The following is an 18,225-nucleotide window of genomic DNA, read 5'->3' as shown; positions in this document are numbered from 1 at the left end:
ACCGACTTGACATCTTTCGTGCATAATCAGCCAATGAATGACTTCACGATTCTGGTAGTTCCTGGCGCCTTTGCCTCCAGTGTCGCACTGACTCTGGATATCCTTTCAACGGCGGCCGTACTCGCCCAGCGACTGGGCTCCGCTGTACCTCGCTGGCAAGTCTGTGGGGTAAACACGGATTGCGTGACGCTCGGCCACGGTATGCAGATTGCGGTTCAGCCCTTGGCTATCAACCCTGATGACCGCTCTTGCTGGATCATCCCCGGCATCGGAGTGGCTGACGCCCCCATGATCGAGCACCGATTACAACAGGCGGATATTGCTCTGCTGGTTCCGGCATTACGCGCGCATGTGCAGGCCGGGGGTAACGTAGCCGCATCATGTTCTGCGGTATTCGTGCTACAGGCTGCAAACCTGCTCGCTGGGCGCTGTGTAACCACTTCTTGGTGGATGGCACCCTTACTCCAGCAGTGGGCGCCGGAGTGCCAGGTAGATGCCGAGCGCATGGTAATCCTCGATCCGCCGTTGATTACTGCGGGTGCAGCGCTAGGTCATAGCGATCTGATGTTGCATCTTCTGCGAAGCCATTTTTCCCCAGCTTTGGCAGATGGCGTTGCTCGGGCGCTACTGATCGATGGTCGGCAACTGCAATCGCCTTTTATGGTTCCGGCAATGATGGCTCAGGGGAACGAATTGATCGCACAATTGACGGCTCATATTGAAGCCTCGCTACCGGCGATTATCAGCGTCAGCACACTCGCATCCGACTTTGGTCTGTCAGAGCGGACCTTGTCTCGACACATCCACAAGGCCACCGGATATAGCCCGTTGCGGCTGATCCAGCGTGTCCAGGCCAATAAAGCCCGGGAACTGCTGGCAAACAGTAAATACTCAATCGACACCATTGCCGAACAAGTTGGATACAGAGATCCCACATCCCTGCGGCGACTGATGAAAAAAATGCTGAACGCAACACCTCGGCAACTGCGTTAACTGCTGCGACGATCTTTTTAATTCAATTATCCGATTTGGCGTGCGACTCAGGCAGTTCAATATTGGCCGTTTGCTGCCAGTCGCGAAGGGCTGCAATTGGCCGTTACTTGCCTGTCACGACCGCAGCCGACTGCTGCTTGATGCGAAGAGCCACCCGAGCTTGTATTAATCGGGGATTGTTCATTATCGATGTGCCCGCGCGAGGCCGACTGACTCACCGGCATTGCCCCACAAGCCCTAAAACCTAAAATGGCATTTAAATTTCTGTGCCTGCCTCTCATCTCTAAAATCATCGATTCTTTGAAATCACACCACCCATGTATTCATTTAAATCGCGTAGATCTTTAATCCTCCAAGCGTACGGCGATAGCTTTACACCATTCTCTCGCAACGTTCTTGGAATCAAGTCTCCATTTGGACGAAGTATTATCGATGATACAATTACGCCCGGATAATCATTTAATCGCTTTTTGAAAGCGGATGTTGTTAGATCAGGCGTAGGAGGATTGCTTTTATTAGCCAATGGTCCTGTTGCTTTAAGATCTACTCCGTGGCACATGCTGCATCGCTGTAAATAGAGATTTTTTCCATTAATATTATCCGCGAAGGATAGTGATGCTTGAATTAGCGATGCAATTCCTAGCGAAGCGATGAATAACACTTTCATTGTTTCTATCTTCCTTGATGGGATCAGCGTCGACTGGACGCGATTTGGTGCGCAGGAAAGATATCAGCCATCGTGTCCGCACGCACCGTCATTTCTGATGCCCATTGAATCAACTCGTTTTCCAGGCGCATCCCGCTGACCGCTTCTGGCCGTTCTCTGCCGTACATGGTTGCAAAGCGTGCTGCTCGAATCCGATGCAATCGGTGGTCAGAACGAATGCAAATGACTGGTCAGGTCGAATGATCATTCGCAACCACCATAAAATAACTCGGTCCCATCGCGATCCACAGAACCTAGCAGAGGTATTTCGCAAAGCCGATTGGGTCGACGTCTCCCGTGGTGCGGTTACTTTTGGACTCTCACGACAGAAGCGACGTGAGATATTCTCGGCCTTTCCTGATGCAGGATTTCACATTCGCTTAGTTCAGCTTTCGCTCAAACGACTGCTAACGAACCCACTGAGCCCACTGCCAATGATGCGGCTCTGAATTTAGTGAGCCCACCCAGGCTGTGGTGATCACAACGCTACCGGACTTGTGGTCGTTGCACGGCGCGCATTGCTTCCAGACATTGAGCGCTTTGGGGGGGACCGCCCATACGGGAACACCCATACCACATGATTATAGGAATACCGATTTGCAAGAGTATGGGAGCGCCCGTAATACTTCGCGGATGGAATTTAAAGAAAGACTCAAAATCGCCCGTCGCCATGCCGGTCTAAACCAGACCGAGCTTGCCGAGCGCGCCGGCCTCACGCAGACATCAATTTCCGACCTTGAGCGCGGCAAATCGAAGGCGACAGCCTTTGCTGCTCAGATTGCTTCGGTCTGTGGTGTCTCCCCTATGTGGCTCGCTGAAGGCAGTGGCGACATGCTCAAAGGTGTTGCAGTAACCGCTGAGCGCACTCAACCAAACGTGGCAATGTCAGACATTGAGACATGGGATGACGAAACCCCGCTCGATGACGACGAGGTTTACGTGCCATTTCTCCAGGAAGTGGAGTTAGCAGCGGGCTCCGGCCGATTCGCGATTGCCGAAAGCACCAGCGCCAGGCTGCGCTTCTTCAAGAAAGACCTTCGCCACAACAACGTTCAGTTCAGCAACGCGAAGTGCGTCGCGGTGAGCGGCAACAGCATGCTGCCGGTGCTGCGCGACGGCGCCACGGTTGGCGTGAACGTTGGCAAGAACACATTGAGCGATATCGTCGACGGCGAGATGTACGCGATCAACCACCACGGCCAGCTAAGGGTCAAACAGGTGTACCGCACGCCCACCGGAATTCGCCTGCGAAGCTTCAACCGAGACGAACATCCGGACGAGGACTACACGTTCCAGCAAATCCAGGAGCAGCAGATTTCGATTCTGGGACATGTGTTCTGGTGGGCGATGTATTCGCGTTGAAGGGCTGAGTTGGCTCCAACGGTTGCAGCCTTGGCAGAACAACGCTCTGCTGGACGCCACTCCTCAATGCCTGGACGAGCTTGAGGCGTTCGTCGTACTGCGCGTGGCTGCACTCCCAAGAAGAATTTCAGCGCATCCAATCTCACCAAATGCAGACTCCCTCTCACCATAAGAATGTGGGAGCGGCCGAATTATGGGAATACCCATTGACACAAATTACGGGAATACCTATATTCAAATCCAAGCCAACGCATCACAGGCCCAGCAGCACCAAAAGTAAGGCTCAACTGAGCAAAGGGTGACATCAAATGAAATAGGGAAATGACCATGACCGTAGACATCAGCAACTACACAATCGCTACACCGCTTCCAATCTCCGACACCAACCCGATCGCGCTTGAATTGATCGGCTGGCGGGCACTGCTTGAATGCCCGGAAGTTGTTTCGATGCTTCCAGATGGCTCGCTGCAAATGACGGCGCCGACGCTCGGTGCTTCGAGCAAGAGCACCCTGCGGACGCGCTGCGAGTGGAAAGAGCCGGGCTATTGGTTGTTCGCCAGCGCTGCTGACCACTGGAACCGACAAGAAATGCGAGTCACGAAGGTCAACTCACTGCAGAAGGTTGTGATCAGCCAGATTCATGTTCAGGGTTCGGAAAGGCCACCTGTAAAAGTGTTTTGGAACAAAGGCCGAATCACGATGGGATTTCGGTCGAGCTATCTCCAGGAAGACCCGGTGAACACGACGATTCTGGAAGACGTGCCACTCGGTGCACTTTTCAAAATCAACATTCACGCCAATTCGAGCGGCGCTGTATCCGTCTCGGCGAGCTGTAATGGCGTCAAATCCACCTCTGCAATCATGCGCCTCGACAACACCTGGGACACGAAAACTCTCGCCTTCCACGGCGGTGTGTACAACCAGATCGATTACTCCGACACCACTGACCCGCAAGACGGTTCGGTCTGCATCATCAGCGACCTTTCCATCACCCACCTCTGAAATCGCGCATTTCGTGCGAGCAAGACAACCAGCGTCACGTCAGCCTGACGATAACTGCCCGCCCCTCTCAATGAGAGCGCATCGGAGTGTGATCTGTAGCAAAGCAGGCACCTGACCGGTAATCAGGCCAGCCACTGAGTACGCCGGGCAGAGACCGGCGCAGGCAGAGCCAGAGGTGACGACCTCGCGCAGATCCCCCCCGCTGCGCACGGCACGGATGAGCGCAGCCGAGTGGTTTTGGATCAGTTCACGACCTGAATGCACCACTGGAAAAAGCGATTCTCGGTTGAGGCAGATATCCGAGCGCAATGCTCAACACGTCTCGAACTAAACAGACCACAAGAAGACTTCCCGGATGGGTCAATCATCCCGACCTTGAAACCGCAAACGATATTGCCCCGGGCTCTCCCCCGTCCATTTTTTGAAGGCGCGGTGAAACGCACTCGGCTCCTGAAACCCCAACTGTTCGGCAATATCACTGATGTTCGCCTTACTCTGGCGCAACCGTTCAAACGCCACCCCGCGCCGCACTTCATCCTTGATTTCCTGATACGAACAGCCCTCACGTCCCAGTTTCCGGCGAAAGGTACTGGGGCTCAGGTGCTGTTCCAGGGCGAAGTCCTGCAAGGTCGGCCATTCGCTGTAATGGCTATGGCGCAGGCGCTGATGAACCTGCGATGCCAGCCCATGCTGGTTGCGGAAGCGGATCACCAGCCATTGCGGTGCGGTGCGCAAAAACACTTTCAGCGAGGCAAGGTCCTGAACCACCGGCAGCCGCAAGTAGTGACTGGCGAACTCGATTTCGGTGTGTTCGGTACCAAAGGTCAGGTTGGGCCCCCAGAGCAAGGCGTCATCACGCAGCGACAAACGCTGATGACGAAAGTCCGCACGATCGATGGGAATTCGCCGCCCGCCCAGCCAACACAGCAGACTGATCATCAACACCAGAAACGTTTCTTCGCCCAGCCGGCTGACCTCGCTGTTCTGCGAGCGGGTCTGTAAGCTGATGACCGCACGCTTGCCACGCACACTCAACGTGCCGCGAAAATCACGCAGGAACAAGGCGAAATTGGCCAGGCACTGACGCATGGCTTTTTCCAGCGTCGGCTCCTGAATCAATGCCCGACAGATCAAGGCAAAACTGCCCGGCGGCATACCATGGGAGTCCAACTGGAAAAATTCATCGTTCAACTCACGAATCTGCGCCAGCCACAACGCGGCGAAAGCCGTGGCCGGCACCCGTGCTGTCGGCTGATCCATCAGTGCCGGATCAATTCCCACCTGTTCAAGGAGTGACCGCAGACGCTGCGGCTTCTCACGCAACGCATGGATCATGGGATACATGAAGTAAACCGCCACCGAATCCGTTTCCCGCATTTGAATGCCTCTCTCGTTACATCTGAACATGGCAAAAAACGCCATCACCCTTGAACAGTTTTGGCATAGGCCAGCGGCGCTGCTGATTCTAGACTCGTGCTCAACAAAAAAGACCTGTTCAAGAGAGCCAACATGAACCATTCCGATATTTTTGTAGTGAGCGCCGTCCGTTCTGCCATCGGCAGCTTTGGCGGTTCACTCAAGGATGTACCGCCTATTCAGTTGGCAACCGATGTTTGCCGCGCCGCTATCGAACGATCTGGCCTGGCGCCCGAGCATATCGGCCACGCGGTGATGGGACATGTGATCCCGACCGAGGCACGCGATGCCTACATCTCCCGGGTCGTAGCGATGAATGCCGGCCTGACGAAAGAGACTCCCGCCTTCAACGTCAACCGTCTTTGCGGTTCGGGTTTGCAGGCGATTGTCAGTGCCGCGCAAAGTTTGATGCTGGGGGATGCGGGCGCTGCGCTGGCAGGTGGCGTCGAGTCCATGAGCCGCGGCGCGTACCTGTTGCCGCAGGCGCGCTGGGGCGCACGAATGGGCGACATGCAGGCCGTCGACTACATGCTTGGCGCACTGCAAGACCCGTTTGCCGGTTTCCATATGGGGATCACCGCTGAAAATATCGCCGAGCACTATGGCATCACGCGTCAGGCCCAGGATGAGTTGGCGCTGCTCAGCCAACAGCGTGCTGCCCGGGCGATTGCCGAGGGGCGTTTTTCCGGGCAGATCGTGCCGATCGAAGTAGCGACCCGCAAAGGGACGGTTTCCTTTGCGACGGATGAGCATGTACGGGCTGAGGTCAACGTCGAGCAATTGAGCCGCATGAAACCCGCCTTCAAAAAGGACGGTACCGTCACCGCCGGCAACGCGTCTGGTCTCAATGATGGTGCCGGCGCACTGATCATGGCCACCGGTCAAACTGTTCAGGAACAGGGTCTCAAGCCCATGGCTCGACTGGTGGGTTATGCCCACGCAGGCGTTGAGCCCTCAATGATGGGGCTGGGACCGATTCCCGCCACCCGTTTGGTGCTCAAGCGCGCCGGCCTGACCGTTGCCGACCTTGACGTGATCGAGTCCAACGAAGCCTTCGCCGCCCAGGCCTGTGCCGTAGCGCAAGAGCTGGGCTTCGATCCGCAGAAGGTCAACCCCAACGGTTCGGGCATCTCGCTGGGCCATCCGGTGGGCGCCACTGGCGCGATCATCGCCACCAAAGCCATTCATGAACTGCACCGCTGTCAGGGCCGTTATGCCCTGGCGACCATGTGCATCGGTGGCGGCCAAGGCATCGCCGTGTTGTTCGAACGGGTTTGATCACAAGGACATACGCATGAACCTACAGAACATTGGCGTTATCGGCGCCGGCACCATGGGCAATGGCATCGCGCAAGTCTGCGCCCTGGCCGGCTTCAACGTGACCCTGATCGACATTTCCGAGAGCGCTCTGCAAAAGGCAATCGCGACCGTCGATAAAAACCTTGATCGGCAGGTCGCCAAGGACGCGCTGACGCAGGAACAAAAACTCGCCGCCCTCGACAAGATTCGCACCAGCACTGATTACGGCTGCCTGCTGAACGCGCAACTGGTGATCGAAGCCGCCACCGAAAACCTCGATCTGAAACTGCGCGTGTTGCAACAGATCGCCGCGCAGGTCAGCGCCGAGTGCGTGATCGCCTCCAACACGTCATCGCTGTCCATTACCCAACTGGCGGCCAGCGTGAGCCGGCCTGAACGCTTCATCGGCCTGCACTTTTTCAACCCGGTGCCGGTGATGGGCCTGATCGAAGTGATTCGTGGCCTGCAAACCAGCGATGCCACCCACGCCCTGGCGCTGGACATGGCAAAAACCCTCGGCAAGACCGCGATCACCGCGGGCAACCGTCCGGGCTTCGTGGTCAACCGGATTCTGGTGCCGATGATCAACGAAGCGATCCTGGTGTTTCAGGAAGGCCTGGCCAGCGCCGAAGACATCGACGCCGGCATGCGCCTGGGTTGCAACCAGCCGATCGGGCCACTGGCTCTGGCGGATCTGATCGGTCTGGACACGGTACTGGCCATTCTTGAAGCGTTTTACAACGGCTTCAATGACAGCAAATATCGCCCTGCACCGCTACTCAAGGAAATGGTCGCCGCTGGTTACCTGGGGCGTAAAACGGGACGTGGCTTCCATGCCTATGCCTGAGCGTTGCTCACGGTTTGCCGAGTACCGGGGCAAGGTGCTGGAGCTGTTTGCCAGCAAGGGTTTCGGTCAGGTCGGCATGCGTGAGCTGGCGACAAGCCTGGGGCTCACTCCAGGCTCGTTGTATCACCATTACCCCAGCAAACAGCACTTGCTGCTCGACTTGATCGAGGAGTTCTACGAAGAGCTGTTGGCAACCTTGGGGCGCCTTGAACAACAGGCGCCGGCAAAACGCGACAGGCTCAACAGCCTGATCCGCGCCCACCTGAATCTGCACCAGGAAATGCCCTGGCATTTTCGACTGGCGGAGCGCGATAGTGGCTGCCTGAACGAGGAGCAGCAGGAACAGGTTCGCCACTTGCGTGAGCAATACGAACGCAAATTGCTGCTGATGCTCGGAGCCAAACCCCGCGTGAGCGAACCGGCGCAACGGGCCGCGGGTCGAGCCATTGCAGCCTTGCTCAATAGCGCGCCCAGTTGGCTGATGCAACATTCGCTGGATGAACAAGAGCGTGATAATTTGATGGAAAACATGGTGAGTGGCGCCATCGAGCGATTATTGGCGCCAAAGACGCGTAATTGGGCGACGACTGCCAACGCGGGCGACAGTACGAAGCAGCCAACTACGAAATAACAAGCCTATGCGGCTCTTCCTCGAACTGAGTCGTCAGCAGATTCCGTACGACAAAGCCCCGATTATTCGGGGCTTTGTCATTTCTGGGGATACCTGCTGGTTGAGCCGGCAGACGTCGGAACAGTCGAAGGCTGCGGTCTTTTGACCTTCCAGCGCCCTTTGTTTACTGGGTGACCACAATCTTCCCGATCATCTGCGGGTGCAGCGCACAAAAATACTCGAACTCTCCCGGTGTATTGAACACCCAGGAAAAACTGTCATTCGTATCCAGCGCCCCCGAGCGAAACACCTTGTGGGTTTCTGCCACCGTGTGCGGAATCTGGTCGTCATTCACCCACGTCACTTTGGTGCCCACGGCCACGGTCAAATCCTTGGGTGCAAACATGAACTCCTTGATATCGATCTTCACCTCCTGAGCCCACGCCGGCATCGACAGCATCAGGCACACCACCGCCAACAGTCGCGTTTTCATCTGACCGCCCTCCCCTAGACCAGTGTCGAATCAATCAGCGCCAGCGGATGATCGCCCTGTGTCGCTCGCACATCGGTGATCCCCAGGTAATTGCGCAATTGATCGGCGGCCACCGTCATCGGCCCCGGTGCCGGCGCCGCACCCGGTGCAGGTTGTGGGTAAGCCGTGCCACGGGCGGTGTGGAAGGTGATGTTGCCTTCGACCTTCTGGATGACTTGATGGATGTGGCCGTTCAATACCGTCACTGAACCGTACTTGCGCAGCATCGCAATCGCTTGATCACCATCCTCGGTGCCCCAGCCCCACGGCTGATAAATCGTCCACAGCGGAATGTGGGTAAACACGACGATGGGTGTACTGGTCGTCACCGCCCGCAAATCATCGGCCAGCCAGGCCAGTTGATCGGCGCCAAGGGTGGCTTCGTGACCGGCCTGGAAGTTGAAGACGTTTACCAGTGCGATGAAATGCACGCCGTGGTCATCGAAGCTGTACCAGCCATTGCCTTTGGTGCCCTTGCCGTATCGCTCCAGGTAAAGCTTGCCGCCGCCCTCATCGAGGGTGTCGTGTTCACCCGGCACGTAATGCACGGTGGACGGCAGCCCCTTGAGCAACTGTGCCGCAGTGTCGAACTCCTCAGGCTTGGACAGGTGCGTGATGTCGCCGGTATGCAGAATCAGCGACGGTGGTTTTGGCAGCTTGATGACCTTGTCGATCGCCACCTGCAATGTCTTTGCCGGCTCCGGGTTGGCTTCCTTGTTGAAGCCGATGTGCGAGTCGCTGATCTGCACGAAGTGAAACGTGCTGGCCAGTGCCTTGGGGTCGGCGACGTTGCCTGCCTCATCCAGCGCAAAGGCCCGGGGAATGCCGCCGCTCAGGGCCCAGATAACCCCTGCCCCGGCCCACGCCGAGCACTTGAGCAGCGTGCGGCGGTCAGGGTTCAGCAAGTCGTCGGTGCGCAATGGGTGTTTTGATTGAATGTCCATCGGTATGTCCTCGCTGGCGGACTACAGTGATGTAGCTGACACGAGGTAAACCTTGCGGGATGAGTGTTTATTCCGTGCTGGAAAACAAATTCTTTTCAGGGAATAAAAGACCACGCACCACGGTTATAGGGGTGTGACAGTGCGGAAGCCACCATGAAGCGATTTGAGGACCTGATTGCGCCCCATCTGGACGCCGCTTACAACCTCGCGCGCTGGCTCACTGGCAACGACGCCGCCGCACGCGATGTCGTGCAGGAAAGTGCCCTGCGCGCCTTCAGGTTTTTGCAGCGTTTCGCCGATGGCAACGCCAAGGCCTGGTTTCTGACCATCGTGCGCAATGAAAGCTACACCTGGCTCAAAGCCTCGGCCGGGCGCCATTGGGTTGCTTTCGATGACGACATCGGCGATGACGAAGGCGCACTGAGCCACAGCCAGACCCCGGAATTGCTGGCTATTCACACGGAAAACGCGGCGCTGATCCAGCAAGCGCTGTGCGCCCTGCCGCCGGTGTTTCGTGAGGTGATTGTGCTGAAAGAACTCGAAGACATGCCTTACAAGGACATCGCGTTGGTGGTCGATATCCCCATCGGCACCGTCATGTCGAGACTGGCCCGGGGGCGCGCGATGCTCAAGCTCGAACTACTGAAGTTGCACGATCATGAATGAACTCGACTGCACGGTTTGCCAGACACGGCTGCATGGTTATCTGGATCAGGAACTCGATCCTGCGACGGCTGCGGATGTAGCTGCGCATCTGGCCGCATGCGCCGAGTGCGCGCGGCTGCATGATGAAGTGAAACTGCTGAAGGTCAGTGTGAAGCGCCAGGCGCCGTATTACCCGGCGCCGGCATCGTTAGCGGCCAGCGTGTTTGCCACAGGTGCTCCCGCGACTCGCGCCGTCGAGCGCTGGCGGAAATGGTTCGCTCCGACGTTTTCTACGGCGGCGCTGGCCTTGGCAGCGGTGCTTTATGTGATGACGCCGGGCAGCGAGCAACCGCTGATGGATGAGGCTGTCTCCAGCCATGTCCGCTCGTTGATGGGCGAGCATTTGAACGATGTGGTGTCCTCCGACCGTCACACCGTGAAGCCCTGGTTCACCGGCAAACTCGACTTCTCGCCGCCGGTATTCGATTACTCGGCGCAGGGATTTCCATTACTGGGCGGGCGGCTGGATTATCTGCAACACCAGACCACGGCAGCCCTGAGTTACGGGAGGGCCAAACACATCATCAATGTGTTTATCCTGCCTGTGCCGGAGGCAGACAAGCCGCGGCAGACCCAGACGATTCGTGGCTTTAACGTGGTGTCCTGGCAAACCAATCACATGCGCTTCGTGCTGGTTTCCGATGTGGAAAAAAGTGAGCTGGAGGCGTTCAGCCAGTTGCTCAGGGACGGTGCCTGAAGGGAGCATGGTTTCGCGTGCGCCGTCATTCTCTCTGTCGAGAACAATCAAAAATGGGTGCTCGCCCAACCAAGGCCTAGCACTCCGTGCCTGGTAAAGAACCGAAGCTGGGTGAGCGGTGAGAACTCTATCCAGAGTTGCGCCCTGTGTCCCGAACACAATTCTGAATAAACCTGAACAACCTGCGTCCGGCATAATCAGGTTTTACTCACTGCCAGTGCGCGACCACTCATCATCCATGGCACCCGCTGTGCTGGCGACTATCCACGCCACTGCACAAGCCACTAACGAGAACACGGCAAAAGCACCCATCACATGCAAGTAAGGCAGCACGTGATTCCACGCTCGAGCCACCCCCAGGAATGCGGCAAATAACCAGCCACTCATAGAGAGAGCGCCCAACAGTGCAAGGCGAGTCCGGGCGCAGCTGTGTAACAAAACAAAGGGAGCCTTCTGCAGCAGCGGAAAACCGATTCGATGCAACAAAGCGCCGTTGAGGCTAAGCAGCGCAACAACACTCACCTTGGCCCAGAGCTTTTGATTGAGCAGATACGTGGTCCCCTCATAGAGGTAACCCTGGAGCACCAGCAGCAAGCCACTTCCCCAAAGAGCCAATAGCGCGAGCGTGACGATTTTTTGAGTCTCGTCGAGATACTCACGTTGCACCTGGCTCAACACATCCTTGCGCCAGCTCCATAGCTGTTGATCTGCCTGCAGCACCCTCCCCAGAGCAATACAGGTGGCAATCAGATGACCGTACACGAGTAGCATTTTGAGCATTACCTGAACCTTATTTTTATGTGGGTAATGCACTCCCTCGCACCCTTGATTTGAAACTAAATGATACAGATTCATATTTGTATCGAGCAAGTTACAAACTCAGCCATCCATCCGAAGCCGCCTGCCCTCTCGCACGTTTGCGGTGTTGCGCTGTTCCTTGAGCAACGCCCGAATACGAAAACGCCGCTCAATGAGCGGCGCTGGAGAATCCCGGTTCACCACGATGACGAGCGGAGACAAAACATTCTGAACCCTGTACATCCCCTCCAAGTCGAAAAATAGACAGTCAGTAATCACTGAAGCATCCCTTTAAAAGGAGTCTTTTTCATGAAGATCTCGGAAGTTATGACGAAAGATGTTTTAACAGCCAAACCAAGCCAGACGATCCAGGAGGCTGCAAGCATGATGGCCAGGATCGATAGCGGCGCCATTATGGTTGAAGAGCAAGAGCGCCTGATTGGCATGATCACGGACCGGGACATCGCCATCAGAGCAGTCGCCGAAGGACTCACCGGAACAACCCCTATCAGTAAAATAATGAGTGGCGGCATCCGCTATTGCTATGAGGATGAAGACATCGAGCATGTCGCTAGAAACATGGCGGACGTCCACCTCCGTCGCCTGCCCGTGCTTAACCGAGACAAGCGTCTGGTTGGCGTCGTGTCGCTGGGAAACATTGCCAGCACACGATCTCAGTCCGCCGCCGCGACTGTTTTGTGCGGCGTGGCACAGGCTCATTAACCGATTGGATAATGAGCCGTTCAAGTGTTCATCAGGATTAAAGCCCCATGGATCCGACACGCTCGCCTGACCTGGAATCCATTGGAAATTCGGCTCCAAGGCCAGGCGAGTCCTTCTGTAAATAGTCGCTGCGCCTTCCCCCACGCAACGCACCCTTCGCTGAACTGCATTCGCGTTGCGCGACACGTTAGCCCGGCTCAATGAGTAGGTCTTTGTCTTCCGGGCCTAGCGCCGGCTCTTGATCCTCCAATTTGCCGGTTTCACGCTTCTTCTTCAGGCGGGTTCGAGCGCGCTCGGTGTCATAAGACTTTCCTTCAGCCAAGGCATGCAGGGTCGATGAAATTCGATAGAAACCACCACACGGTTCGCAATGAATGCGCAATCCGCCCCCGAACGAACGATCTTCCAGCGCATTGGTATTACCACACAGCGGACAGTTCATAACCACCTCCTGAACATTCAGCTATAGCCGCTTTCAGCCCGCCATAAACGCTGACAACCTGGGCAGGTGTGATGACGAATCGCGCGGATATGTTGATATCGACACGGGCGATCCAAGGAGGTTGCTTGTTTTTACATGACGGTCGAACGTTAGGCGTCGCTCGGCAGCTGCTGCATCTCTTGATCGTTCAGGAGCCGCTGAAGATCAAAAGATCGCAGCCTTCGGAAGGTGGTGTTACAACCGGTCGAAAATCTAATCCGAAGTCAGCGGCTGCCTGGAGCGACTCGGCGCGATGGCCGACTTCTCCCCGGTGTCGCGATGCAACAAGGCAACGTTGTAGTCATAGCGGGATATCAACGGCACCGGCTCGTCGTTGCGGGACATCTTGAGCCATTGTCTTGTGCGCTCGATGTCAAAGGATTCGTTCCTGCCCTTCATGCTTTTAATCAGGTTGGCCGAGACCCTGAAGCGTCCACATCCAGCCGAGCATGCAACTTCTGACCAGTCTTCAGCCACATGAACAGTGTTAGAGACAGCGTGACAAATTAAGCACTTCATGTTCGATCTCCGTATCCATGAATTACCAACTGTAGACGATCCACGAACAAAGAACTCAGCGCCCAAAAAAACCGGGGCAGTCCATCGCGCCACCCAGTGACAGCCTGGCCAGGTGACCTGTCAAAGGGGCGATAAGTGAAGAGCCCGGCCGCAATGGCCGGGCTCCGTTTTATCTTCTGTTTTCAAGCATCTTGTCGGCGAGCGCTTTGGCTCTTTGGATCAGCATGTTTTGCCTGTCTTCGTGGGTGGTTTCTCCTACCACCGGTGCCGTCAGATGGCTTTCGGCAATCAGCGCAGCACAGAAATATTGGTCCCAAACAGTGCTTTGCTCCGACGCCTGTCTAATCGTTTGGTCGGCGATCATATGCGGCTCCTTTTGATGAGGTAGCCTTTTCAGTTTACGCCCGAATCACCAACAACCTACGCTGTGCAGGACAGTCGGCACTGCCAATCGCTGGCGACAAATCGTTTCCTCGACTAGGATTTTTATCGCACAGGACTTCGCCCACTGTGTTGTCGGGCGACTCACAAGGGAGAGATAGATGACGCCTACTCGTATTACCGAGCAAACCTATCGTGGCTGGTCCAGCCCCATCTTGCTTGAACTCAAGGAGAGAGAACATCAACTGGATCCTTCGGCACGCCAGGCCCTGCGAAATGTCCTGGTCGAGAGAAGGCTTATAAACACTGGAAATCCTTCTGGCAGTGATCGACGCAAGGCCGATCCGGCCGGGTAACAACAGATTTTAGCAATAGCGCTTACCCACCTCATCACCGACGCTGCTGGCACTCTGCCGGCAGCGTGCTTGTAAGCCATCCCTAAATGCCAGACAAAAAAAAGCCCAGGCAGCTGATGGACGCCTGGGCTTTAAAAATGCATAAACCGTGGTGGTGAACGCAGGGCAATATTACCCAATCAATTGATCTGTAACAAGATATTTTGACTCACCATCCAGTTACTAAATCTCGTAACTCATTAAATATCCACACTATTTTTGAGTCATTTACTGAAGAAGCCGTTACAGACAATCCCGGACAGCCTGGCGCAACGCTCCTGACTTGGCCCATGGCGGTCCTTGGTAAAGCGATACCTGGCTGCCATCCTTCGACTTCACGATATCCAGAATTTCGTCAGCTGTGATGACGCTCGGCGCAGTAATCCGATAGCCATTGGAAATCGCGGTTTGCGTTGTGCCCGCAATCTCCTGACGCCACAACGGCAATACACACCCGGCATATTCCTTGGGTGCCTTATCGCTGTATTTGCTGACATTAGGCTCACCGGGCACCAGGGATGCGGGCAATGAACAGCCCGCCAACGCAGCCACCGCTACTCCCGCTATCAACATCCGCATGATGCTTCTCTATCCTGAAAAACGGGAAATGTAACCTGTACTTGGACAGACATCCAGCAAACGCTGGGGTTACGCCGCTATAAAGGAGCTTTCTTATACAGAGGCTTCTATACAGAGGCCTCACCCTGCCCCGGATCGACCCCGAGCCGGAATCGGTATACGAACTCGCATTCAGATACTTCATCCACCGCTCGTACGCTTCATGCTGCCATTTCGTGACCCGTTCCCATTCCGGCCCACTGAGCTGATGGGCTGAAATCAACTTCATCATTTCCGTGGTGGCCGCATCCAGGTCCGCGATCAGTTCATGCGCATGGTGTCTGAAATCATCAGTCGCCGTCATTTGAGATACCTCGCCCCAGCGAATGGATCACTACCTCCATACGACAGCAGAGCTGACCACTCCCGTTGATTTTCCCGACCAGCGGAATACTCCCATCCCTACCCCTTCACGCACACCACCTGTCGCAACGTATGCAGCACTTCCACCAGATCACGCTGGGCGTGCATGACTTTGTCGATGTCCTTGTAGGCCATCGGGATCTCATCGATGACCGCCGCATCCTTGCGGCATTCCACATGGGCGGTCGCGCGGATCTGGTCGGCGACGGTGAAGGTGTTCTTGGCTTTGGTGCGGCTCATGGTGCGACCGGCGCCGTGGCTGCAGGAACAGAACGATTGCTCGTTGCCGAGGCCGCGAACGATGAAGCTTTTGGCCCCCATGGAACCGGGAATGATCCCCAGCTCGCCCTTCTTCGCCGACACCGCGCCTTTGCGGGTGACCAGGATGTCCTCGCCGAAATGCCGCTCTTTCTGCACGTAATTGTGGTGGCAGTTCACAGCCTCCAGCGCAACCTCGAAAGGTTTGCGGATCACCTGCCGCGCCGCGTGAATCACCGCTTGCATCATCAAGGCACGGTTCTGCCGGGCGAAGTCCTGAGCCCAACCCACCGCTTCGACGTAGTCATCGAAGTGCCGGCTGCCCTCCTTGAAGTAGGCCAGGTCACGGTCCGGCAGGTTGGCGATGTGCTGGCGCATGTCCGCCTGGGCCAATTGAATGAACAGAGTACCGATGGCATTGCCCACGCCGCGAGAGCCGCTGTGCAGCATGAACCACACGCGATTGGCCTCGTCCAGGCAGACCTCGATGAAGTGGTTACCGGTGCCGAGGGTCCCCAGGTGCTGGCGGTTGTTGGTGCTGGCGAGTTTCGGGTACTTGTCGGTGATCGCCTTGAACCGAGGGTTCAGCGCCGCCCAGGCCTGATCGGCCTGCTGTGGAACGTGTTCCCAGGCGCCTTCGTCACGGCGGCCATGGCTCAAGGTGCGGCCATGGGGCACGGCCTTTTCAATGGCAGTGCGCAGACCATGCAGGTTATCCGGCAAGTCGGCAGCGGTCAGCGAGGTGCGCGCGGCGATCATGCCGCAGCCGATGTCCACGCCCACGGCCGCCGGAATGATCGCGCCCACGGTGGGGATCACGCTGCCGATGGTGGAACCTTTGCCCAGGTGCACGTCCGGCATCACCGCCAGGTGCTTGAAGATGAACGGCATCTTCGCGGTATTGATCAGTTGCTGCCGGGCTTCGCTTTCAACCGGCACGCCTTCGGTCCAGAGTTTGATCGGCTTGCCGTTGGCGACTTCCAGCAGTTGGTAGGCAGGTTGTTGCATGATTTCGACTCTCTTTGGATCAGACGAACATAACGCTCCATCGAGGTAAATGGGATTACTATTTCGTAGCGGGGAATTGCAGGAGGTCATCATGTGGCTTAACGAATATGAACAGCAACTACGGCGCGATCTGCAAGGTGTGGCGTCGGATCTGAGGTGGTCGGCGGTAGAGCTTTTGCGCATCGCAGAGCAGTTGCGCCTGGCCGGCAATGATGTGGACGCAGAGGCGACGCTCAGGCTGTGCTCCTTGTTCCAGGGCGATGAAGAGCGGCTGGCGGGCTATGCTGAAGAAGTGAAAGCAAAAACCATCACTCGAACGAAAGTTCACTAGAGAGCATTGCCATGAACAAGCCTCTATGCGCGCTGATCGCCGTGCTGGCGGCGACAGGTGGCTGTAACACGGAATCGCATATCTACCGGGACCAACCGCTGGTCGCCAAGGTCGAAGCCGGCATGACCAAGGATCAGGTCGAGCAGATTGGCGGCAAGCCGCTATCGATCACCGATCGCACGGTGGAGCCAGGCGCTTGCTTTGATTACAAGTTGACCCAGGCCGGCAATCAGCAGCCGTACAGCGTCAGTTTTGATGGCAGGGGCCAGGTCGACCATAAAGCCTTCATGACCTGCGCCGAGTGGAGTCGCGTCCAACAAAAAGCCAGAGCGTATTCCCCGTCCACGGGCGGGATGGGTGGTGGTTACTGAGCCCACGACTTTAATAACGAGAAGCCCCGGCGTACCGGGGCTTCAGGCACACTATTTGTCTGATTTGTGGCTACGCGATGATCTGCCCGACCGGGCTCTGTAGGCGGGAAGCGCAGCCGCATAGGCCAGTGCTTCTTCTCGGCTGCCAAAGGATCCAAGCCGGTCACCTTTGGTGCACACCCGCCACGGGCCGCTGTTCACGCTGAGTACGTCATAGCCGTTCATGTGCATTTTGGTCAGCATCGGAACGCTCATTAGTCACCTCCATTTCGGCAGTGATAGTCCAGGGTCCACTCAACTACCTTACACCCGACCTTCGCAGAAGTGCCGACCAGACGTCGCGTCAGGATTCCGGCATCCCATTGCACTTTCAACCGCCCTGTCGACTCTAACCCTTGAAGCAGACACGTCTGCGGATTGCGGTCTGAATATTGCATTTTTATGACTGTTTTATGACAACCGGCAGTCAGGTAATCCATGAAAGTACGCGCAACCGTCATTTGCGAGCAGGACCGGCACATTCTCCTGGTGCGCAAACCCAGGGGGCGCTGGACCCTGCCGGGTGGAAAAATCGAGCCTGGCGAAACCATCGCGGGCGCGGCCACAAGAGAGCTTTATGAAGAAACCGGGCTTGGGGTCGACAGCCTGCTGTACTTGATGGAGTTGGACACGACCAGCACCAGGCATCATGTCTACGAGGCATCAGTCATAAACGTGGCCGAGGCGCGGCCCCAGAATGAAATCTTCGACTGCATCTGGTACCCGCTGGACGCCGTCCAGAACCTGAACACAAGCGACGCCACACTCAGAATCGTCAGAGCATTTCAGCGTCGCTTGTAGCTCAATACAGCCGACGCCCTCCTGAA

At 56.5% G+C, this 18,225-nt stretch carries 24 protein-coding genes and 1 pseudogene; 13 read left to right on the top strand and 12 right to left on the bottom strand.

All coding sequences use genetic code 11. The annotated features are described in order from the left end of the window. Positions 1 to 33: 33 nt before the first annotated feature. The gene (locus tag LOY28_RS10990) at positions 34 to 993 is read left to right on the top strand and encodes a GlxA family transcriptional regulator (protein WP_064617065.1); all 960 of its coding nucleotides are present in this window, start codon (positions 34 to 36) and stop codon (positions 991 to 993) included. A 289-nt stretch (positions 994 to 1,282) separates the two neighbouring features. Here LOY28_RS10990 and LOY28_RS10985 read toward each other — a convergent pair whose 3' ends face one another. Continuing rightward, on the bottom strand, positions 1,283 to 1,660 hold the full coding sequence (locus LOY28_RS10985; RefSeq protein WP_258613764.1) for a cytochrome c: 378 nt from the start codon (positions 1,658 to 1,660) through the stop codon (positions 1,283 to 1,285). 672 nt (positions 1,661 to 2,332) lie between these two features. Between LOY28_RS10985 and LOY28_RS10980 the strand changes: the two genes are divergently transcribed. Together LOY28_RS10980 and LOY28_RS10975 are read left to right on the top strand one after the other, a co-directional pair. Then, positions 2,333 to 3,061, top strand: a complete 729-nt coding sequence (locus LOY28_RS10980) for a helix-turn-helix transcriptional regulator (protein WP_018927969.1) — start codon at positions 2,333 to 2,335, stop codon at positions 3,059 to 3,061. Positions 3,062 to 3,388: 327 nt separating this feature from the next. Beyond that, positions 3,389 to 4,063, top strand: a complete 675-nt coding sequence (locus LOY28_RS10975; RefSeq protein ID WP_026286569.1) for a polysaccharide lyase family 7 protein — start codon at positions 3,389 to 3,391, stop codon at positions 4,061 to 4,063. A 360-nt stretch (positions 4,064 to 4,423) separates the two neighbouring features. Here the strand turns inward: LOY28_RS10975 and LOY28_RS10970 are convergent, their stop codons facing one another. Further along, the gene (locus tag LOY28_RS10970) at positions 4,424 to 5,440 is read right to left on the bottom strand and encodes an AraC family transcriptional regulator (protein ID WP_018927971.1); all 1,017 of its coding nucleotides are present in this window, start codon (positions 5,438 to 5,440) and stop codon (positions 4,424 to 4,426) included. A 132-nt stretch (positions 5,441 to 5,572) separates the two neighbouring features. Here LOY28_RS10970 and LOY28_RS10965 point away from each other — a divergent pair, with 132 nt between their 5' ends. Genes LOY28_RS10965 through LOY28_RS10955 form a run of 3 tightly spaced genes read left to right on the top strand, consistent with a single transcriptional unit; the run spans position 5,573 to position 8,256 of the window. Continuing rightward, positions 5,573 to 6,757 carry an acetyl-CoA C-acyltransferase family protein gene (locus LOY28_RS10965; protein ID WP_064617060.1) on the top strand — a complete coding sequence of 395 codons (1,185 nt, stop codon included), beginning with the start codon at positions 5,573 to 5,575 and terminating at the stop codon, positions 6,755 to 6,757. A gap of 16 nt (positions 6,758 to 6,773) precedes the next feature. After that, positions 6,774 to 7,625, top strand: coding sequence for a 3-hydroxybutyryl-CoA dehydrogenase (locus LOY28_RS10960; protein ID WP_258613762.1), 852 nt, complete (start codon positions 6,774 to 6,776; stop codon positions 7,623 to 7,625). Beyond that, positions 7,612 to 8,256 carry a TetR/AcrR family transcriptional regulator gene (locus LOY28_RS10955; RefSeq protein WP_111453849.1) on the top strand — a complete coding sequence of 215 codons (645 nt, stop codon included), beginning with the start codon at positions 7,612 to 7,614 and terminating at the stop codon, positions 8,254 to 8,256. Before LOY28_RS10960 ends, LOY28_RS10955 begins: the two co-directional genes overlap by 14 nt. Positions 8,257 to 8,419: 163 nt before the next feature. On the opposite strand, the gene LOY28_RS10950 is transcribed toward LOY28_RS10955, so the two are convergent. Together LOY28_RS10950 and LOY28_RS10945 are read right to left on the bottom strand one after the other, a co-directional pair. Further along, positions 8,420 to 8,728, bottom strand: coding sequence for a cupredoxin family copper-binding protein (locus LOY28_RS10950; RefSeq protein ID WP_007941931.1), 309 nt, complete (start codon positions 8,726 to 8,728; stop codon positions 8,420 to 8,422). Between the two features lie 14 nt (positions 8,729 to 8,742). Further along, complete coding sequence (locus tag LOY28_RS10945) at positions 8,743 to 9,711, bottom strand: metallophosphoesterase (protein WP_018927975.1); 969 nt, start codon at positions 9,709 to 9,711, stop codon at positions 8,743 to 8,745. A gap of 153 nt (positions 9,712 to 9,864) precedes the next feature. On the opposite strand from LOY28_RS10945, the gene LOY28_RS10940 reads away from it, so the two are divergent. Together LOY28_RS10940 and LOY28_RS10935 are read left to right on the top strand one after the other, a co-directional pair. Further along, a complete protein-coding gene (locus LOY28_RS10940) occupies positions 9,865 to 10,377 on the top strand; it encodes a sigma-70 family RNA polymerase sigma factor (protein WP_007941935.1) in 513 nt (170 codons plus the stop codon). After that, on the top strand, positions 10,370 to 11,113 hold the full coding sequence (locus LOY28_RS10935; RefSeq protein ID WP_018927976.1) for an anti-sigma factor: 744 nt from the start codon (positions 10,370 to 10,372) through the stop codon (positions 11,111 to 11,113). The genes LOY28_RS10940 and LOY28_RS10935 overlap by 8 nt, the downstream gene beginning before the upstream one ends. Positions 11,114 to 11,317: 204 nt before the next feature. Here LOY28_RS10935 and LOY28_RS10930 read toward each other — a convergent pair whose 3' ends face one another. After that, positions 11,318 to 11,893 (bottom strand): hypothetical protein, encoded by a 576-nt coding sequence (locus LOY28_RS10930; RefSeq protein WP_018927977.1) that lies wholly within the window; start codon positions 11,891 to 11,893, stop codon positions 11,318 to 11,320. 327 nt (positions 11,894 to 12,220) lie between these two features. On the opposite strand from LOY28_RS10930, the gene LOY28_RS10925 reads away from it, so the two are divergent. Beyond that, a complete protein-coding gene (locus LOY28_RS10925) occupies positions 12,221 to 12,634 on the top strand; it encodes a CBS domain-containing protein (RefSeq protein ID WP_018927979.1) in 414 nt (137 codons plus the stop codon). 187 nt (positions 12,635 to 12,821) lie between these two features. On the opposite strand, the gene LOY28_RS10920 is transcribed toward LOY28_RS10925, so the two are convergent. From LOY28_RS10920 to LOY28_RS10910, 3 genes are all read right to left on the bottom strand, one after another. Further along, positions 12,822 to 13,076: a hypothetical protein gene (locus LOY28_RS10920; RefSeq protein WP_258613752.1), complete on the bottom strand. Its 255-nt coding sequence runs from the start codon at positions 13,074 to 13,076 to the stop codon at positions 12,822 to 12,824. Positions 13,077 to 13,328: 252 nt separating this feature from the next. Further along, a complete protein-coding gene (locus LOY28_RS10915) occupies positions 13,329 to 13,460 on the bottom strand; it encodes a hypothetical protein (RefSeq protein WP_256597093.1) in 132 nt (43 codons plus the stop codon). Positions 13,461 to 13,803: 343 nt separating this feature from the next. Continuing rightward, on the bottom strand, positions 13,804 to 13,998 hold the full coding sequence (locus LOY28_RS10910; RefSeq protein WP_018927982.1) for a hypothetical protein: 195 nt from the start codon (positions 13,996 to 13,998) through the stop codon (positions 13,804 to 13,806). A gap of 178 nt (positions 13,999 to 14,176) precedes the next feature. Between LOY28_RS10910 and LOY28_RS10905 the strand changes: the two genes are divergently transcribed. Beyond that, on the top strand, positions 14,177 to 14,371 hold the full coding sequence (locus LOY28_RS10905) for a hypothetical protein (protein ID WP_081625797.1): 195 nt from the start codon (positions 14,177 to 14,179) through the stop codon (positions 14,369 to 14,371). Positions 14,372 to 14,653: 282 nt separating this feature from the next. Here LOY28_RS10905 and LOY28_RS10900 read toward each other — a convergent pair whose 3' ends face one another. From LOY28_RS10900 to LOY28_RS10890, 3 genes and pseudogenes are all read right to left on the bottom strand, one after another. Next, positions 14,654 to 14,989, bottom strand: coding sequence for a hypothetical protein (locus LOY28_RS10900; protein ID WP_258613750.1), 336 nt, complete (start codon positions 14,987 to 14,989; stop codon positions 14,654 to 14,656). 107 nt (positions 14,990 to 15,096) lie between these two features. Then, positions 15,097 to 15,332 (bottom strand): annotated as a pseudogene (locus LOY28_RS10895) (hypothetical protein). A gap of 98 nt (positions 15,333 to 15,430) precedes the next feature. Next, positions 15,431 to 16,657 carry an RtcB family protein gene (locus LOY28_RS10890; protein ID WP_018927985.1) on the bottom strand — a complete coding sequence of 409 codons (1,227 nt, stop codon included), beginning with the start codon at positions 16,655 to 16,657 and terminating at the stop codon, positions 15,431 to 15,433. Positions 16,658 to 16,748: 91 nt separating this feature from the next. Here LOY28_RS10890 and LOY28_RS10885 point away from each other — a divergent pair, with 91 nt between their 5' ends. Both LOY28_RS10885 and osmE read left to right on the top strand, forming a co-directional pair. Continuing rightward, positions 16,749 to 16,988, top strand: a complete 240-nt coding sequence (locus tag LOY28_RS10885; RefSeq protein WP_018927986.1) for a hypothetical protein — start codon at positions 16,749 to 16,751, stop codon at positions 16,986 to 16,988. Between the two features lie 11 nt (positions 16,989 to 16,999). After that, positions 17,000 to 17,359 carry an osmotically-inducible lipoprotein OsmE gene (osmE, locus tag LOY28_RS10880; protein ID WP_018927987.1) on the top strand — a complete coding sequence of 120 codons (360 nt, stop codon included), beginning with the start codon at positions 17,000 to 17,002 and terminating at the stop codon, positions 17,357 to 17,359. Between the two features lie 51 nt (positions 17,360 to 17,410). Here the strand turns inward: osmE and LOY28_RS10875 are convergent, their stop codons facing one another. After that, positions 17,411 to 17,614, bottom strand: coding sequence for a hypothetical protein (locus LOY28_RS10875; protein WP_007941550.1), 204 nt, complete (start codon positions 17,612 to 17,614; stop codon positions 17,411 to 17,413). Between the two features lie 222 nt (positions 17,615 to 17,836). Here LOY28_RS10875 and LOY28_RS10870 point away from each other — a divergent pair, with 222 nt between their 5' ends. Further along, positions 17,837 to 18,199, top strand: coding sequence for an NUDIX hydrolase (locus LOY28_RS10870; protein ID WP_018927988.1), 363 nt, complete (start codon positions 17,837 to 17,839; stop codon positions 18,197 to 18,199). Positions 18,200 to 18,225 lie beyond the last annotated feature (26 nt).

Origin of the sequence: Pseudomonas sp. B21-017 (genome assembly GCF_024749245.1) — a bacterium.
In the GTDB taxonomy this organism is placed as follows: domain Bacteria; phylum Pseudomonadota; class Gammaproteobacteria; order Pseudomonadales; family Pseudomonadaceae; genus Aquipseudomonas.
This window is presented reverse-complemented; position numbering and strand designations above follow the sequence as displayed.

Coding starts and splice junctions, on each gene's coding strand:
- LOY28_RS10960 (WP_258613762.1), top strand. CDS start 6,774: ATGAACCTACAGAACATTGGCGTTATCGGCGCCGGCACCATGGGCAAT.
- LOY28_RS10935 (WP_018927976.1), top strand. CDS start 10,370: ATGAATGAACTCGACTGCACGGTTTGCCAGACACGGCTGCATGGTTAT.
- LOY28_RS10930 (WP_018927977.1), bottom strand. CDS start 11,893: ATGCTCAAAATGCTACTCGTGTACGGTCATCTGATTGCCACCTGTATT.
- LOY28_RS10920 (WP_258613752.1), bottom strand. CDS start 13,076: ATGAACTGTCCGCTGTGTGGTAATACCAATGCGCTGGAAGATCGTTCG.
- LOY28_RS10990 (WP_064617065.1), top strand. CDS start 34: ATGAATGACTTCACGATTCTGGTAGTTCCTGGCGCCTTTGCCTCCAGT.
- LOY28_RS10955 (WP_111453849.1), top strand. CDS start 7,612: ATGCCTATGCCTGAGCGTTGCTCACGGTTTGCCGAGTACCGGGGCAAG.
- LOY28_RS10970 (WP_018927971.1), bottom strand. CDS start 5,440: ATGCGGGAAACGGATTCGGTGGCGGTTTACTTCATGTATCCCATGATC.
- LOY28_RS10910 (WP_018927982.1), bottom strand. CDS start 13,998: ATGATCGCCGACCAAACGATTAGACAGGCGTCGGAGCAAAGCACTGTT.
- LOY28_RS10870 (WP_018927988.1), top strand. CDS start 17,837: ATGAAAGTACGCGCAACCGTCATTTGCGAGCAGGACCGGCACATTCTC.
- LOY28_RS10940 (WP_007941935.1), top strand. CDS start 9,865: ATGAAGCGATTTGAGGACCTGATTGCGCCCCATCTGGACGCCGCTTAC.
- LOY28_RS10885 (WP_018927986.1), top strand. CDS start 16,749: ATGTGGCTTAACGAATATGAACAGCAACTACGGCGCGATCTGCAAGGT.
- LOY28_RS10975 (WP_026286569.1), top strand. CDS start 3,389: ATGACCGTAGACATCAGCAACTACACAATCGCTACACCGCTTCCAATC.
- LOY28_RS10900 (WP_258613750.1), bottom strand. CDS start 14,989: ATGCGGATGTTGATAGCGGGAGTAGCGGTGGCTGCGTTGGCGGGCTGT.
- LOY28_RS10980 (WP_018927969.1), top strand. CDS start 2,333: ATGGAATTTAAAGAAAGACTCAAAATCGCCCGTCGCCATGCCGGTCTA.
- LOY28_RS10945 (WP_018927975.1), bottom strand. CDS start 9,711: ATGGACATTCAATCAAAACACCCATTGCGCACCGACGACTTGCTGAAC.
- LOY28_RS10875 (WP_007941550.1), bottom strand. CDS start 17,614: ATGAGCGTTCCGATGCTGACCAAAATGCACATGAACGGCTATGACGTA.
- LOY28_RS10905 (WP_081625797.1), top strand. CDS start 14,177: ATGACGCCTACTCGTATTACCGAGCAAACCTATCGTGGCTGGTCCAGC.
- LOY28_RS10915 (WP_256597093.1), bottom strand. CDS start 13,460: ATGTCCCGCAACGACGAGCCGGTGCCGTTGATATCCCGCTATGACTAC.
- LOY28_RS10965 (WP_064617060.1), top strand. CDS start 5,573: ATGAACCATTCCGATATTTTTGTAGTGAGCGCCGTCCGTTCTGCCATC.
- LOY28_RS10925 (WP_018927979.1), top strand. CDS start 12,221: ATGAAGATCTCGGAAGTTATGACGAAAGATGTTTTAACAGCCAAACCA.
- osmE (WP_018927987.1), top strand. CDS start 17,000: ATGAACAAGCCTCTATGCGCGCTGATCGCCGTGCTGGCGGCGACAGGT.
- LOY28_RS10950 (WP_007941931.1), bottom strand. CDS start 8,728: ATGAAAACGCGACTGTTGGCGGTGGTGTGCCTGATGCTGTCGATGCCG.
- LOY28_RS10985 (WP_258613764.1), bottom strand. CDS start 1,660: ATGAAAGTGTTATTCATCGCTTCGCTAGGAATTGCATCGCTAATTCAA.
- LOY28_RS10890 (WP_018927985.1), bottom strand. CDS start 16,657: ATGCAACAACCTGCCTACCAACTGCTGGAAGTCGCCAACGGCAAGCCG.